This window comes from Gordonia sp. GN26, from assembly GCF_054823965.1.
The window spans coordinates 10558-24895 of sequence record NZ_JSYC01000016.1 but is presented as its reverse complement, the minus strand read 5'-3'; the positions used below and the strand labels follow the sequence as shown (position 1 = coordinate 24895).

The following is a 14338-nucleotide window of genomic DNA, read 5'->3' as shown; positions in this document are numbered from 1 at the left end:
GGTCCACCACCTTCCGAGGTGGTGGACCTGGCCATTTGTGGTGGGTTTGCGGGGGCCCAGCCCAGAACTCAGCTCGCGTCGCTCAGGCGTCCTGAATCCGCGCGAACGGGCGGGCCGCCTCGAGTTCGAAAGCGAGCTCCAGCAGGGTCCGCTCGTCACCGAGGTCGGCGGAGAACTGGATTCCGACGGGCAGTCCCGACTTCGACTGTCCCAGCGGCAGACTGATCGCCGGGGTACCCGACGTGTTGTTCGCGGGCGTGAACGCGACATAGCGCGTCAGACGGTCCATCGCCTCGCCGAAGTCGATACCCGGGTCGAGGTAACCGATCTCCGGTGGCAGGTGCGCGAGCGTCGGCGACAGGATCACGTCGAATTGCTCGTGCAGCGACCGGAACGCGGCGGTGGAGCGACGGAGACCGCGGATCGACGACGGCATCCGATAGAAGTGCCGCAGGGCGTTGCGCGACAGACCGCGGGTCAACGGGTCGAGTTGCGTACGGTCGAAACCCTTGTCGTGCAGCCGCTTACCGGTTCGGTCCAGCGCGAACGCGAGCAGCGACCAGTAGTCGATGAACTGCCGGATGTAGGCGCGGTCGACCGGCAGGGGCACCATCTCCGTCCGGTGGCCGAGGGACTCGACGAGCTCGGCGACCTCGGTGACGCACCGCTGGGTGTCGCGGTCGAGCAGCTGGCCGGTGATCGGTTCGGTGATCAGCGCGATCCGCAGCCGCTTCTCTCCCGGCCCCTCCACCAGACCTACCGGCGGCAGACCGGGGCCGGGACGGAAACCCTGCGAGTCGTCGAGGAAGCGAGCGGTATCGCGAACCGACCGGCTCACGATCCCGTTGCACACCAGGTCGATCGGGGCATCCTTGGTCTGCTTCGCCGGCGCGGTCCGACCCCGACTCGGCTTGAGTCCGACGAGACCGCATGCGGCAGCGGGGATCCGGATCGATCCGCCACCGTCGTTGGCGTGCGCGATCGGCAGCGCGCCCGCCGCCACGAGTGCAGCCGAACCACCGGAAGAGCCGCCGGCGGAGTAGTCGGTGTCCCACGGATTGCGGGTCGGCTCCCGGTCGACGTATTCGGTCGTCGCGGTCAGCCCGAAAGCCGGCATGTTCGACGCCCCGACGAGGTTCACGCCGGTCGCCAGGAACTGGTTGGTGAAGGCCTCGTTCGCCGAGGCCGGGTTCGGCGCGACCGCAGCCGACCCGTGGCAGGTGGGCAGGCCCGCGAAGTCGGTGTTGTTCTTGATGATCGACGGCACGCCGACGAACGATCCGGACGGGAAGTCGTTGTCGACGGCGCGCTTGCGGGCTCGCTCGCGGTCGTCGAAGGCGACCGCGTTCAGCTGGGGATTGACTGCGTCGATCCGGGCGAGAGCCGCTTCGACAGCCTCGGCGGCCGAGATCTCCCGGGCGGCGATGGCGTCGGCGATGCCGACGGCGTCGAGATCACCGAGTGCGTCGTCTGTGAACGCGTGAACCTTCTTCATGCCCGGACCCTATCGCCCTCCGGCGGACCCCGGGGCCGCTCCCAGCATCGCGGCGACATCGTCGACCAGCTCCGCGACGTAGGCGTCGTCGACCGCGAGACCGAAGACCGCGTGGTGGTAGAGGGGTGCGATCACATGGTCGAGGAGCTGCCGCACCGACGGCGTCGCCTCGCCGCGCTCGCGCGCCCGCGCGATCATCTCCTCGGCCTGCTCGCGGCGGATCTCCCAGCACGGGCACACCTCGACGACGTCGTCGCGCGCCGCGACCATCGCACGCAGGTAGGCCCGCCGCTTCGGCCGGCCGATGTCGGCGGCGATCACGCGGGCCCACTCCGCGATGTCGTCGCGGAGTACACCCGTGTCCGGCAGCGGTTCACCCTGCGTCAGTGCGGCGACCGCCACCTCGCCCAGGAGCGCGTCGATCGACCCCCACCTGCGGTAGATGCTGGTCGGGTTGACGCCCGCGAGGTCGGCGACCTCGGGGACCGTCATCGTGTCGCGCTGGCCGGCACCGACGAGTTGCCCGACGGCGGCATACACCGCCGACTGGACACGAGCGCTCCGACCGCCGGGCCTCTTCGCGCGCGGTGCCGCGTCCGCGGAGTCGGCCTGCGACGTTGCGCTTCCCATAGCCATGCAGCCATTATTGCAAATCTGATTGCTTTTGGAAGGAATCCGCGGCTATCGTCGTTCCAAATGCAATTGCATTTGCGTTAAGGAGACGACATGGCGCCGCTACATCCCCACCGCGCGTTCTGGCTGATCGCGGCCACGTACGTGATGGTGCTCTTCGCCTCCGCAGCTCCGTCGCCGTTGTACCCCGTCTACCAGGAGCTCTGGGGTTTCTCCTCGCTCACCCTAACCCTGGTCTTCGCGGTCTATGTGGTCACGATGCTGATGAGTCTGCTGACGGTGGGGTCGCTGTCCGACCACATCGGCCGTCGCCCGGTGCTCGCGGTCGCGCTCGTCCTGCTGATCGCCAGCATGGTGCTCTTCGTCGTCGCCGAGGACGTGGGGACGCTGCTCGCCGCACGCGCGCTCCAGGGCCTCGCCACCGGCGCAGCCATGGGCACGCTCACCGCGACGACCGTCGACCTCCAGCCCACCGCCCGACTCGGCTCGACGATCATCGGCGCCGCCCCGGCCTTCGGTCTCGCGACCGGTGTCGGTGTCGCCGGACTGCTCGTCGAATACGCACCCGCGCCCCGAATCCTGGTCTACGAGGTCATTCTCGGACTGTTCGCGGCGCTGCTGATCGCACTCCTCGTGGTCCCGGAGACCCGCGAGCGCGTGGGCTTCACCTCGCGCCGGCACCTGGCCACGACTCTCGCCCCCCAGGTTCGGGTGCCCCGCGAGGTCCGCCCGGTGTTCTTCGCCGCGGTACCCACCCTGGTGGCCACCTGGTCGCTCGGCGGGCTGTATCTGTCGCTCGGATCCTCGGTCGTCGCACGGGTCTTCGGTGTCACCAACCACGGTGAGGCCGGGCTCATCCTCTTCACCTTCTTCGCCAGCGCGACGATCACTTCCCTGTTCATCACCGGACGCCCGGCGACGTTCAAGCAGGCCTACGGTTACCCGACCCTCGCCATCGGCGTCCTGATCTCGTTGTCCGGCGTCCTGGTCGAGGTCCTGCCGCTCTATATCCTCGGCTCGCTCGTGGCCGGCTCGGGATGGGCCGCGACGTTCCTCAGTGCCATGGACAACATCACCGCTGCGACGCCGCCCGCAGAGCGCGGACAGGTCTACTCCTCGGTGTTCGTCGCGAGCTACCTCGCGTTCAGCGTGCCGGCGGTGATCGCGGGAATCGTCGTGTCCCACATCGGGCTCCGCGCGACGGTCATCGGATACGTCGGTTATGTCCTCGCCGTCGCACTGTTCGGCGCGGGGCTGGCGGTCGTCATGCGGCGCGCCGCGGCCAGAACCGAATCAGCAACTCCCGCAACGGAAGACGCGAAGCAGCCGGTTACGGTCGGCAAGTCCTGAACGGGCGCCGGGATCAGTCCCGGTCCCGTAGCCCCACCATCCGGGTGGCCAGCTGCGCGTAGAACTCGCCCATCTTCTCGGGCGGGAGTGAGTTCTCGGCGCGGTACCAGCGCGCGAGGTCGATGCCCATCGACAGCATCGCGTTGGTGGTGGCCTGGGAATCGGACACGTCGAAGTCGCCGTTCTCGATCCCGGCGTCGACGATCGCGCGCACTCGCCGGGTGATCTCCCGGCGCAGTTCCATGACCGGCTCGAGGTGTTCGGGGGCCAGCGAGGCGAGTTCGTAGTTCACGACGCGGCCGCGCACGTGTTCGCGCGCATGGTGCTCGGTGAAGGCGCCGATGACCGTCTCGAGCCGCTCCCCGGGCGGGGCAGTCGGATCGTCGACCTCGTCGATCATGGCCAGGATGCGTCGGTGTCCGGCGTCGGAGAGCTCGAAGAGCAGTTCCTCCTTGGACCGGAAGTGCACGTAGACCGCGGCCGAACTCATCTGCGCGCCGTTGGCGATGTCGCGGGTCGTCGTGGCGTTGAAGCCCTTCGCCGCGAACGCCTCGACCGCGGCGAGCAACAACCGCTGTCGGGCCGCGACCGGTTGCGCACGGGTCGTCGGTTCCGTTGACGAGACCACGTCCACCCCCTCGTTCACTCGGCGACCTCGCGCCGGTTCCAACCGATTGACACCGCCTCTGATGCGCGGCATAGTGCAAGATATCACTAAGCAAGCGCTTAGTCAGCGACCGGTCTGTCAGGGTTCTCCCAGGTAGACGGTCCGTGATTGGTGTCGCCGAACACCCGGCAACCCCCGACAGGAGTAGAGAAGAACCCATGCACCTGAAGTTCAGTCCGGAGGAAGAGGCGTTCCGCGAGGAACTGCGCAGCATCTTCGCGAAGGTCCCCGAGGACCTCCGCAAGCGGAACGAAGAGGGGAAGCTCAACTACCCCGACGACATCATCACCTCGGCGCGCATCCTCAACGAGCACGGCGTGCACACCCCGAACTGGCCGGTCGAGTGGGGCGGCAAGGACTGGACCCCGATCCAGTTCCACATCTACCGCGAGGAGATGAGCCTGGCGTTCGTCCCCGACCCGCTGCCGTTCAACGCCGGCATGATCGGCCCGGTCATCGCCCAGTTCGGCTCGCAGGAGATGAAGGAACGCTTCCTGCCGAAGACCGCCAACCTCGACATCTGGTGGTGCCAGGGCTTCTCCGAGCCCGAGGCCGGCTCCGACCTCGCGTCCCTCAAGACCCGCGCGGTCCGCGACGGCGACCACTACGTCATCAACGGCCAGAAGACCTGGACCACCCTGGGCCAGTACGCCGACTGGATCTTCCTGCTCGCCCGCACCAACCCGGACGTCAAGAAGCAGGCCGGCATCAGCATGTTCCTCATCCCGATGGACACCCCGGGCATCGAACTGCGCCCGATCCAGCTGATCGACGGCAGCTACGAGGTCAACGAGGTCTTCTTCAACGACGTCAAGGTGCCCGCCGAGAACATGGTCGGCGAGGAGAACAGCGGCTGGACCCAGGCCAAGTTCCTGCTGGGCAACGAGCGCAGCGGCATCGCCCGCGTCGGCTACACCAAGACCAACCTCGCCCGCGCGAAGCGTCTCGCCGCACAGACCAAGACCGCCGACGGGACCCTCCTCGACGACCCGCTGTTCGCGGCGCGCCTCGCCGAGATCGAGAACGAACTGCTCGCCCTCGAGGTCACCCAGCTGCGTGTGGCCGCATCGTCGGCCGACGGCAAGCCGAACCCCGCCTCGTCGCTGCTGAAGCTGAAGGGCAGCCAGCTGCAGCAGGCCGCCAAGGAGCTCCTCTCCGACATCGCCGGCCCGGACTCGCTTCCGGTCGCCGAGGTCGCCGCCGACGCGCCGAACGGCAGCGCCCAGGTCGACGCACCCGAGTGGGCCCAGCTGGCCACACCCGAGTACCTCAACTACCGCAAGGTCTCGATCTACGGCGGTTCCTCCGAGGTCCAGCGCCAGATCATCGACAAGGCGGTCCTCGGTCTCTGACCGCCGGCCCCTCTGACCTCACTTCGACTTCACAGACCAAGGACGACAATGGATTTCGAGCTTTCCGAAGAACAGGGGATGTTGCGCGACACCGTGCGCGAGGTCCTCACCAAGACCTACGACGTGGAGACCCTCCGCAAGGTGACCGACACCGATCTCGGCTACAGCGAGAAGGTGTGGAAGTCGCTCGCGGAGATCGGCATCCTCGGCCTGACCTTCCCCGAGTCCGAGGGCGGCATGGACGCCGGACCGGTCGAGTTCACCAGCGTGATGACCGAACTCGGCCGCGCCCTGGCACCCGAGCCGTACCTGGACTCGGTGCTCGTCCCCGGCTCGCTGCTCGACGCCGCCGACGACGCGACCCGCGCGGAGCTGCGCGGCGGTCTCGCCTCCGGTGAGCTGCTGATGGCCTTCGCCCACAACGAGCCCGGCGACCGCTGGCCGCTGGCCGCGGTGGCCACCACCGCCACCGCCGAGGGCGTGCTCAACGGCACCAAGACCCTTGTCGGACACGGCGATTCCGCACACAAGCTGATCGTCTCGGCGCGCGTGGGCGACGAGGTGGGCCTGTTCCTCATCGACGCCGACGCCGAGGGCGTCACCCGCACCGCGTACCGCACCCACGATCGTCGACGCGGCGCCGAGTTCACGTTCAACGACGCCAAGGCCACCCGCCTCGGCAGCGGCGACGCAACCGAGCTCATCGCCAACGCGGAGATCGGCATCCAGACCGCACTGTGCGCCGAGGCACTCGGCGCCATGGAGCGCAGCCTCGAGCTGACCGTCGAATACCTCAAGTCGCGCAAGCAGTTCGGGGTCCCGCTGGCCACCTTCCAGTCGCTCACCCACCGGGCGGCGGACATGTACGCCCAGCTCGAGCTCGCCCGCAGCATGGTGCTGTACGCGACGACCGCCCTCGCCGACGGCGTCGCCGACGCGGCCATCGCCTCGCGCGTGAAGCTGCAGACCGTGCGTTCGGCACGCCTGATCGGCCAGGAGGCCATCCAGATGCACGGCGGTATCGGCATGACCGCCGAGTACCCGATCGCGCACTACGTCAGCCGCCTGACCGCGATCAGCCACACCCTCGGCGACGCGGACGCCCACGTCGCCAAGCTGTCGAAGAACCTCGCGTCGTACGACATGCTCAGCGTCGGCTGACATAGCCAACCGCGCACCCTCCGCTGCCTTCAGGTGTGAGGAGCGATAGCGACGAGCCACGAAGGCCTGGTGAGAAATCGTCACCAGCCCTTCGTGGCTCGCTTCGCTCGCACCTCAGGGAGCACGGGGTGGGTTTCGCTCGCACCTCAGGGAGCACGGGGCGGGCTTCACTCGCACCTCAGGGAGCAAGATGCCCCCGCTCATTGAGTAGCCGAGGAGCTCGCGACGAGGCGTATCGAAATGAGCTACGCCTCCCACCCCGTTGCCCTGCCCACCGATAGTGTTCATCTGCGAACGTCGGTGAGGAGAGAGGGACTCGGATGGAATTGCTGCGTGACAATCTGGCCGCTGGGGCGTCGTTCAGCCTCGTCGGGATCGCCCTGCTCGTCGTCGGGTTCGTGGCGCTCGACCTGGTGACCCCGGGCCGGCTGCGGCAGCTGGTGTGGATCGACCACAACCGCAACGCCGTCATCCTCACCACCTCGATGGTCATCGGGCTGGCAATCGTGCTGGTCTGCTCGGTCATCGACACCGAACTCCTCGAGCTGTGGCGTGCGCTGCTCTACACCGTCGCCTATGTGGTCCTGACGATCGCGGTGATGATGTGGTCGTTCGTGCTCATCGACTGGCTGACCCCGGGCAAGCTCGGCACGCTGCTGCTGGAGAACGACGAGCACCCCGCCGGCTGGATCACCGCCGCGGTCTTCGTCGGCATCGGCGCCGTCATCGGCATGACGCTGCTGGTCTGAGCAGGTTTCCGTCGCGCGACCCCGTCTTATTGACGGTCCGCCAACAGTCTATTGACGGTGCGCCAACAAGCCCATAGGGTTGGCGACCATGACCGCATCACTCATCGAAGAGTCCATCGACATCGACGCATCCGCCGAGCAGGTGTGGTCGGTGATCTCCGATCTCCAGCGCATGGGCGAGTGGAGCCCGCAGTGCAAGAAGATGATCATCCGCGGTGGCACCGTCGGCCTGGGGACCAAGACCATCAACATCAACCGCCGCGGCCCGCTGGTGTGGCCCACCACCTCCAAGGTCGTGCGCTTCACGCCCAACCAGGAGATCGCCTTCCGCGTGGCCGAGAACCACACCGTCTGGAGCTACGCCATCACCCCGAACGGTTCGGGCGTGACCGTGACCGAGCGACGCGAGGTGAACGGCTCCACCACCAAGGTGTCGTCGCTGCTCGTCGACAAGCTGTTCGGTGGTGCCGATTCCTTCGAGGCCGAACTCAAGCTGGGCATGGCAGAGACCCTCGGCAAGATCAAGCGTGCCGCGGAGAGCCAGCTCGACCGCGTCTGAGAACCGGTGACGCCCGTCAGGTTCCGCTGATCTTGTCGATCAGTTCGGGGAGGTCGGCCACCGAGTCGATGACGTGGTCCGGGTAGGGCCCGAACTCGTCGCGGGCGAGCGCATCGAGCGCCTCCTCGCGGAACTTGCCGGTGCGCACCAGCACACCGATCAGCGCCGACGCCTGCGCACCCAGGACGTCGTTGTGCATGTCGTCGCCGACCATCACCACCTGGGTGGGCTCGAGTCCCAACATGTCGGTGGCGGCACGGAATCCGAGCGGCGACGGTTTGCCGATCGCCTTGATCTTCTTGCCCGACGCCTTCTCGAGCCCTTCGAGGTAGACGCCGGTGTCGATCGACAAACCGTCGGCCGTCGACCATGTCATCGACCGGTGCATGGCGATCACCGGCACTCCGTCGAGCAGCATCTCGAGGACCTTCGACAACGCGTCGTGGGTGAACACGGGACCTGCCCCACCCAGCACCACGACCTCGGCGTCCGCCGGGTCGTCGGTCAGCTCGACGCCCGTCATGTCCTCGGCTATCGGGCCCTGGTTGAGAACCCACACCCGTTTACCCGGGTAGGTCGATCCCACGTATTCGGCGGTCAGCTTCGCGGCCGTCAGGATCTCGTCGGCATCGACGAAGAACCCGCAGTCGTTCAACAACTCTGCGATCTCGTTGCGCGAGCGCGAGGTGGTGTTGGTGAGGAACATCCGCGGGATCTTGCGGTCGGCGAGTCGGGAGACGGCCTCCACTGCGCCGGGCAGAGCCTTCCACGAGGTGACCATCACCCCGTCGATGTCGAGAAGCAGACCCAATGCCATGGGCACGAATGTAGTCTGCGGTCCCCGGCCACGCAGTGCAGGCATCCCTCGAACCGGGTACCCCGACCGGACGCGTCGACCCACCTGGCATCCTGAGCGCATGCGTACCGTCGCAGAGCATCAGGCCGTCGTCTCCGCCTTGTTCGGCCCACCCGTTCCCGTCCGGCTGTCGGTGTCGGAGGCGCTGGGCAGGGCGACGTTCGACGACGTCGACGCGCCGCTCTCGTTGCCCGGTTTCGACAACTCGGCGATGGACGGATTCGCCGTCCTCGCCGACGATCTCGCGGGCGCCTCCCCCGGCTCCCCGGTGACGCTGCCCGTCGCCGCGGACATCCCGGCCGGACGCACCGACGCCCTCGCGCTGGCCCCCGGCACCGCGCACCGCATCATGACCGGTGCCCCGTTGCCTGCCGGCGCCGACGCCATCGTCCCGGTGGAACTGACCGACGCCGTGGTCGGCCCGGTCGCGGCCGCGGAGACGGTCACCTTCACGGCACCGGTCGAGTCCGGAAAACACATCCGGCGTGCGGGTTCCGACATCGGGCAGGGCGAGCGCGCACTGCCCGCCGGCACCGTCATCGGAGCACCACAGGTCGGGCTGCTCGCCGCCCTCGGGATCGCCGAGGTCACCGTCGCCCGCCCGCTGCGCGTCGTAGTCCTGTCCACCGGCTCGGAACTCGTCGAACCCGGAAAACCGTTGCAGCACGGCCAGATCTACGAGTCGAACGGAGCGATGCTCACCACCGCCGCCACCGAGGCCGGAGCGATCGGCCGGCACGTGCACTTCGTGCCGGACAACACCGGCGACTTCCTCGCACGGCTCGATCAGGTCGCCGGCGAGGCCGACCTGATCATCACCTCCGGGGGTGTCAGCGCAGGCGCCTTCGAGGTCGTGAAGGACGCACTGTCGGCCACCGGTTCGGTGGAGTTCGTGAAGGTCGCGATGCAACCCGGCATGCCGCAGGGATGCGGTCACCACACCGCATCCGACCGGCCCGACGGAACGCCCGGGCCCACCGTGCCGATCATCACACTCCCGGGCAACCCGGTCAGTGCCCTGGTGTCCTTCGAGGTCTTCATCCGGCCGGCGCTCCGTGCCGCGATGGGGTTGCCGCCACAGCGACGTCGGGTGACCGCACGACTGGGCGCCGACATCCGCTCACCGCAGGGCAAGCGGCAGTTCCTCCGCGGAGTCCTCCGGACCGACGAGGACGGATCGGGCGTCGTCGTCGACCCGATCGGCCCGCCCGGCTCCCATCACCTCCGCTTTCTCGCCGAAGCCGATGCACTGATCGACGTGCCCACCGAGGTCGACGGTCTGGCCATCGGATCCGCAGTCGACGTGCTCGTCCTGCACTGAGCTCTAAGCTGGACCGGAGTCGTACCCGACCCGTGGTGCGCAAGATTCATCGAGCGGCCCGCACCGGGCACAACAGGAGGTAGATCGTGGCCAGACGTCCGCGTCCGGACGAGGGCAACACCGGTCGTGTCGCCCATTTCCTAGACCTGGCCCGTGAGACCGTCCCCCCGATCCATCCGGCCGGCATCCCGTTCGTCGCCGCCCCCGCGGCGGTCGCGTTCCTCGGACGCCGTCACCGCTGGATCGCGCGGCCCGCGGCTCTGACCGCGGGCGCCTGTGCCGCGTTCTTCCGGCACCCGAGTCGTGTCCCGCCGACCGAGCCGGGCGTCGTCGTCGCACCCGCCGACGGCACGATCGCACTCGTCGACGAAGCCGTCCCACCGGCCGAAGCCGGTCTGGGTACCGATCCTCTCCCCCGCGTCTCGACCTTCCTGTCGATCTTCGACGTGCACGTACAGCGTGTGCCGATCGCGGGAACGGTCACCGCGGTCACGCACACGCCGGGCGCGTTCCTGTCCGCGGACCTGCCCGAGGCCAGCCGTGACAACGAGCGCACCACCATGACCATCCGTACAACCGCCACCGGCGGCAGCGCCGGACCCGACCTCGCCGTCGTACAGATCGCGGGACTGATCGCGCGCCGTATCGTCTGCGAACCGAAGGTCGGCGACTCCCTGCGGCTCGGCGACACCTACGGCCTGATCCGCTTCGGTTCCCGGGTCGACGTCTACTTCCCCAAGGGCACCACGCCCCGCGTCTCGGTGGGTCAGCGCGCCGTCGGCGGCGAAACCCCCCTCGCTCACCTCGACCTCTGATCCGGCCCGTGAACCCCCAAGCAGCGAACACACCCGACGTTCCCGCCGGACGCCGGGCCGGCGGCCCCGGACTCCGCCGCCCGACCCGCCCGTCCAAGACCCGCGTCCCCACCGCGCGGTCGGCCCGACGCCAGGCGCAGGCACACGGCCCCGCGCAAGCGAAGCCGCGGGAACCCGAGCGTCGTCGTCTCCGCAAGCAGGCGCAGGCCGGACGCCTCATCATCCCGTCGTCCCTGACGATCCTCGCGATCTGCGCCGGCCTGACGGCGATGCGCTCGGCGACGACCGGCGACATCGACGCGGCCATGGGTCTGCTGGTGGCCGCGGCGTTCCTCGACGGGATCGACGGGCGGGTGGCCCGCCTCATGGGTGCGACGAGCCGGATCGGTGCCGAGATCGACTCCCTCGCCGACGCCATCAACTTCGGCGTCGTGCCGGCGATGATCGTCTACTTCTTCCTGCTCGACGGCCAGGATCTCGGCTGGGCGCTCGCGCTCATCTACTGCTGCGCGATCGTGCTGCGCCTGGCAAGGTTCAACACCCTGCTCGACGACGACGAGGCACCCGCATACACGCGGGACTTCTTCGTGGGCATCCCCGCGCCCGCGGCCGCGATCTGCGCCCTGCTGCCGATCGGCATGGCCCAGCAGTTCGGTGACGGCTGGTGGACCTCACTCCCCGCCGTCGGCGGCTGGCTCGTCCTGGTGGCCTTCCTCGCGGTCAGCCGCGTCCCCACCGCGTCCCTCAAGACCGCGTCGATCCCGTCGCGCGCGATCGCCGGGCTCCTGGTCCTCGTCGCGGTCGGCGCCGCTCTCCTGCTGACCTACCCGTACGTGCTGATGATGATCGGCATCCTCGCCTACGCGATCCACATCCCGTTCGCCTGGCGGTCACGGCGCTGGGTCGCCTCCCGACCGGAGTACTGGAACGAGAAGCCCTCCGAACGACGTGCGCAGCGCAAGGCGTCGAAGGCCGCCGCGCCGGGTGGCCGTCGCCGACGCCCGGTGCTGAAGTCGCAGCGCAGGTTGGGCCTCAACCGGCCCACCGGGGCTCCGGTCGCCGCGCAGACCTCCGAGACGGTGTCAGATCAGACCGAAAGCGAGACCGAATGAGCTCACAGGTGTCCCTGACGCTGACCGCGCGGCTCCACACCTCCGCCGCCGAGGCACGCCGAGGCATCATCCGGGTCCATCCCGAGGTGCTCACCGCGTTGTCGCTGCGCGAATGGGATGCCGTGTCGATCACCGGCGCCCGCGTGACCGCGGCGGTGGTCGCGGCGACCGACTCGTCGGCGCCGACCGGGGTCGCCCTGCTCGATGAGATCCTCCTCTCCAACGCGGGGGTCAAGGAGAACGCCTCGGTCGTGCTCGCGCCGGTCGACGTACACGGCGCGAGCCGCGTCGTCGTGAACGGTTCGGTGCTGGCCACGCAGTCGATCACCGAGTCCACGCTTCGACGCGCACTGCTCGGCAAGGTGCTCTCGGTCGGCGATGCGGTGTCGCTGCTGCCCCGCGACCTCGGCCCCGAACTCGCCGCGACCGAGGCGACACGCGCCCTCGCCCGCTCGGTGGGCATCACCTGGACCACCGAGCTGCTCACCGTCACCGGCACCGATCCGGGCTCGCCCGTCAGCGTCCAGACCAACACCGCCGTGTTGTGGTCGACGACCGCCGGCGAGGTGCCCCCACTCGGGGACCGCGCCGGCTCGCCGCGAATCCCGGGGGCGCTCGGCGTCGTGCCGGATGCGCCGGTCACCGCACCGTCACCGACGGCGACCGCAACGCCCATCGGGGTGGTGCCGGTCGAGGAACCCGACGTCCCGGTCCGGCCGGTGTCGGAACTGGTCGGCGTCGATTCGCAGATCACCAAGCTCACCGAGTGGCTGGCGATCACGCTCGACGAACCCGACGTCCTGCGCACCCTGGGCGCCGCACCGCGCCTCGGCGTCCTGGTGACCGGGCCCGCCGGTGGCGGCAAGGCGACGCTGGTCCGATCGGTCTGCGCCAAGCGCACCCTCGTCACCGTCGACGGCCCGACGACCGGCGCCACCGAACCCAACACCCGCCTCCGGACGGTCGCCGACGCGGTGGCCCGCGCCCGGGCGACCGGTGGGGTCCTGCTCATCACCGACATCGACGCCCTGCTGCCGTCCGAGCCGGAGCCGGTCGCCACCCTCATCCTCGACGAGCTGCGCTCGGGCATCTCCGACGGCCGCATCGCGCTCGTCGCGACCACCGCCGAACCCGTCCGCCTCGACTCGCGCCTGCGCGACCCGTCGCTGTGTGACCGCGAACTGATCATCGGCCTGCCCGACGCCGCGACCCGCGCGCGCCTGTTGTCGGCGATCCTGTCGACCGTGCCCACCGAGGGCGACCTCGACCTCGACTCGGTTGCTGCCCGCACCCCCGGTTTCGTCGCCGGCGACCTCGCCGCGCTCACCCGCGAGGCCGCGCTGCGCGCCGCAACCCGGGCCAGCGCCGGAAAGTCCGAACCCGCCCTCCGCACCGAGGATCTCGTCGGCGCGCTCGACGTGATCCGGCCGGTGTCCCGGTCGGATTCGCCCGAGGTGGCACTCGGTTCGATCACTCTGGCCGACGTCGGCGACATGATCGAGACCAAGCAGGCCCTGACCGAGGCCGTGCTGTGGCCGCTGCAGCATCCCGACACCTTCGCCCGGCTCGGCGTCGACCCGCCCCGCGGTGTGCTGCTCTTCGGTCCTCCCGGATGTGGCAAGACCTTTGTCGTCCGTGCGCTCGCCGCGTCCGGACAGCTGTCGGTCCACACCGTCAAGGGCGCCGAGCTGATGGACAAGTGGGTCGGCTCGTCGGAGAAGGCGGTCCGCGACCTGTTCGCCCGCGCCCGCGAGTCAGCACCGTCGCTGATCTTCCTCGACGAGGTCGACGCCCTCGCACCGCGTCGCGGACAGTCCACCGACTCCGGCGTCGCCGACCGCGTGGTCGCCTCCCTGCTCACCGAACTCGACGGCGTCGAACCATTGCAGGACGTGGTGGTGCTCGGCGCCACCAACCGGCCCGACCTCATCGATCCGGCGCTCCTGCGACCCGGACGCCTCGAACGACTCGTCTTCGTGCCGCCACCGGATGCCGCCGCCCGCGGGGACATCCTGCGCACCAGCGGTCGCGACGTCCCGCTCGACGACATCGACCTCGACGAGCTCGCCGCCGACCTGGAGGGCTACTCCGCCGCCGACTGCTCGGCGTTGCTCCGCGAGGCCGCGCTCTCGGCGATGCGCCGCGACATCAACGCGGCCGTGGTGACCGCCGACGACGTCGCCGAGGCGAGGAACCGGATCCGCCCGTCGCTCGATCCCGCTCAGGTGGAGAACCTCCGGGCCTATGCCGAGCGCCGGCTGGAGTGAA

General features: G+C 69.1%; 13 protein-coding genes. 9 read left to right on the top strand and 4 right to left on the bottom strand.

Annotated features, from left to right (window positions below):
* Positions 1–82 precede the first annotated feature (82 nt).
* The gene (locus tag OK17_RS05615; protein WP_461416904.1) at positions 83–1495 is read right to left on the bottom strand and encodes an amidase; all 1413 of its coding nucleotides are present in this window, start codon (positions 1493–1495) and stop codon (positions 83–85) included.
* A gap of 9 nt (positions 1496–1504) precedes the next feature.
* Positions 1505–2131, bottom strand: coding sequence for a TetR/AcrR family transcriptional regulator (locus tag OK17_RS05610; protein ID WP_232716046.1), 627 nt, complete (start codon positions 2129–2131; stop codon positions 1505–1507).
* Between the two features lie 90 nt (positions 2132–2221).
* On the opposite strand from OK17_RS05610, the gene OK17_RS05605 reads away from it, so the two are divergent.
* Complete coding sequence (locus OK17_RS05605) at positions 2222–3478, top strand: MFS transporter (RefSeq protein ID WP_461416903.1); 1257 nt, start codon at positions 2222–2224, stop codon at positions 3476–3478.
* Positions 3479–3491: 13 nt separating this feature from the next.
* Here OK17_RS05605 and OK17_RS05600 read toward each other — a convergent pair whose 3' ends face one another.
* Positions 3492–4178, bottom strand: a complete 687-nt coding sequence (locus OK17_RS05600; RefSeq protein WP_461416902.1) for a TetR/AcrR family transcriptional regulator — start codon at positions 4176–4178, stop codon at positions 3492–3494.
* Between the two features lie 125 nt (positions 4179–4303).
* Here OK17_RS05600 and OK17_RS05595 point away from each other — a divergent pair, with 125 nt between their 5' ends.
* The 4 genes from OK17_RS05595 to OK17_RS05580 all read left to right on the top strand — a co-directional run bounded on the left by OK17_RS05595 (position 4304) and on the right by OK17_RS05580 (position 7966).
* On the top strand, positions 4304–5497 hold the full coding sequence (locus OK17_RS05595; RefSeq protein WP_461416901.1) for an acyl-CoA dehydrogenase family protein: 1194 nt from the start codon (positions 4304–4306) through the stop codon (positions 5495–5497).
* 48 nt (positions 5498–5545) lie between these two features.
* Positions 5546–6658, top strand: a complete 1113-nt coding sequence (locus OK17_RS05590) for an acyl-CoA dehydrogenase family protein (RefSeq protein ID WP_461416900.1) — start codon at positions 5546–5548, stop codon at positions 6656–6658.
* A gap of 320 nt (positions 6659–6978) precedes the next feature.
* Positions 6979–7407 carry a DUF350 domain-containing protein gene (locus tag OK17_RS05585; RefSeq protein WP_461416899.1) on the top strand — a complete coding sequence of 143 codons (429 nt, stop codon included), beginning with the start codon at positions 6979–6981 and terminating at the stop codon, positions 7405–7407.
* A gap of 88 nt (positions 7408–7495) precedes the next feature.
* The gene (locus OK17_RS05580) at positions 7496–7966 is read left to right on the top strand and encodes an SRPBCC family protein (protein WP_040536417.1); all 471 of its coding nucleotides are present in this window, start codon (positions 7496–7498) and stop codon (positions 7964–7966) included.
* 16 nt (positions 7967–7982) lie between these two features.
* On the opposite strand, the gene OK17_RS05575 is transcribed toward OK17_RS05580, so the two are convergent.
* Complete coding sequence (locus OK17_RS05575) at positions 7983–8783, bottom strand: HAD-IIA family hydrolase (protein ID WP_461416898.1); 801 nt, start codon at positions 8781–8783, stop codon at positions 7983–7985.
* A gap of 100 nt (positions 8784–8883) precedes the next feature.
* Between OK17_RS05575 and moeA the strand changes: the two genes are divergently transcribed.
* The 4 genes from moeA (at position 8884) to OK17_RS05555 (ending at position 14337) form a co-directional block, all read left to right on the top strand.
* The gene (moeA, locus tag OK17_RS05570; protein WP_461416897.1) at positions 8884–10143 is read left to right on the top strand and encodes a molybdopterin molybdotransferase MoeA; all 1260 of its coding nucleotides are present in this window, start codon (positions 8884–8886) and stop codon (positions 10141–10143) included.
* Between the two features lie 86 nt (positions 10144–10229).
* Positions 10230–10958, top strand: coding sequence for a phosphatidylserine decarboxylase (locus OK17_RS05565; RefSeq protein ID WP_461416896.1), 729 nt, complete (start codon positions 10230–10232; stop codon positions 10956–10958).
* 8 nt (positions 10959–10966) lie between these two features.
* Positions 10967–12070, top strand: a complete 1104-nt coding sequence (locus OK17_RS05560; RefSeq protein WP_461416895.1) for a CDP-alcohol phosphatidyltransferase family protein — start codon at positions 10967–10969, stop codon at positions 12068–12070.
* A complete protein-coding gene (locus OK17_RS05555; RefSeq protein WP_461416894.1) occupies positions 12067–14337 on the top strand; it encodes an AAA family ATPase in 2271 nt (756 codons plus the stop codon). The genes OK17_RS05560 and OK17_RS05555 overlap by 4 nt, the downstream gene beginning before the upstream one ends.
* Position 14338: the final 1 nt, after the last annotated feature.

Excerpts from the sequence above, each read along its gene's own strand:
- moeA (WP_461416897.1), top strand. The coding sequence starts at position 8,884 with ATGCGTACCGTCGCAGAGCATCAGGCCGTCGTCTCCGCCTTGTTCGGC.
- OK17_RS05595 (WP_461416901.1), top strand. The coding sequence starts at position 4,304 with ATGCACCTGAAGTTCAGTCCGGAGGAAGAGGCGTTCCGCGAGGAACTG.
- OK17_RS05580 (WP_040536417.1), top strand. The coding sequence starts at position 7,496 with ATGACCGCATCACTCATCGAAGAGTCCATCGACATCGACGCATCCGCC.
- OK17_RS05555 (WP_461416894.1), top strand. The coding sequence starts at position 12,067 with ATGAGCTCACAGGTGTCCCTGACGCTGACCGCGCGGCTCCACACCTCC.
- OK17_RS05605 (WP_461416903.1), top strand. The coding sequence starts at position 2,222 with ATGGCGCCGCTACATCCCCACCGCGCGTTCTGGCTGATCGCGGCCACG.
- OK17_RS05615 (WP_461416904.1), bottom strand. The coding sequence starts at position 1,495 with ATGAAGAAGGTTCACGCGTTCACAGACGACGCACTCGGTGATCTCGAC.
- OK17_RS05610 (WP_232716046.1), bottom strand. The coding sequence starts at position 2,131 with ATGGCTATGGGAAGCGCAACGTCGCAGGCCGACTCCGCGGACGCGGCA.
- OK17_RS05600 (WP_461416902.1), bottom strand. The coding sequence starts at position 4,178 with ATGCCGCGCATCAGAGGCGGTGTCAATCGGTTGGAACCGGCGCGAGGT.
- OK17_RS05575 (WP_461416898.1), bottom strand. The coding sequence starts at position 8,783 with ATGGCATTGGGTCTGCTTCTCGACATCGACGGGGTGATGGTCACCTCG.
- OK17_RS05590 (WP_461416900.1), top strand. The coding sequence starts at position 5,546 with ATGGATTTCGAGCTTTCCGAAGAACAGGGGATGTTGCGCGACACCGTG.
- OK17_RS05585 (WP_461416899.1), top strand. The coding sequence starts at position 6,979 with ATGGAATTGCTGCGTGACAATCTGGCCGCTGGGGCGTCGTTCAGCCTC.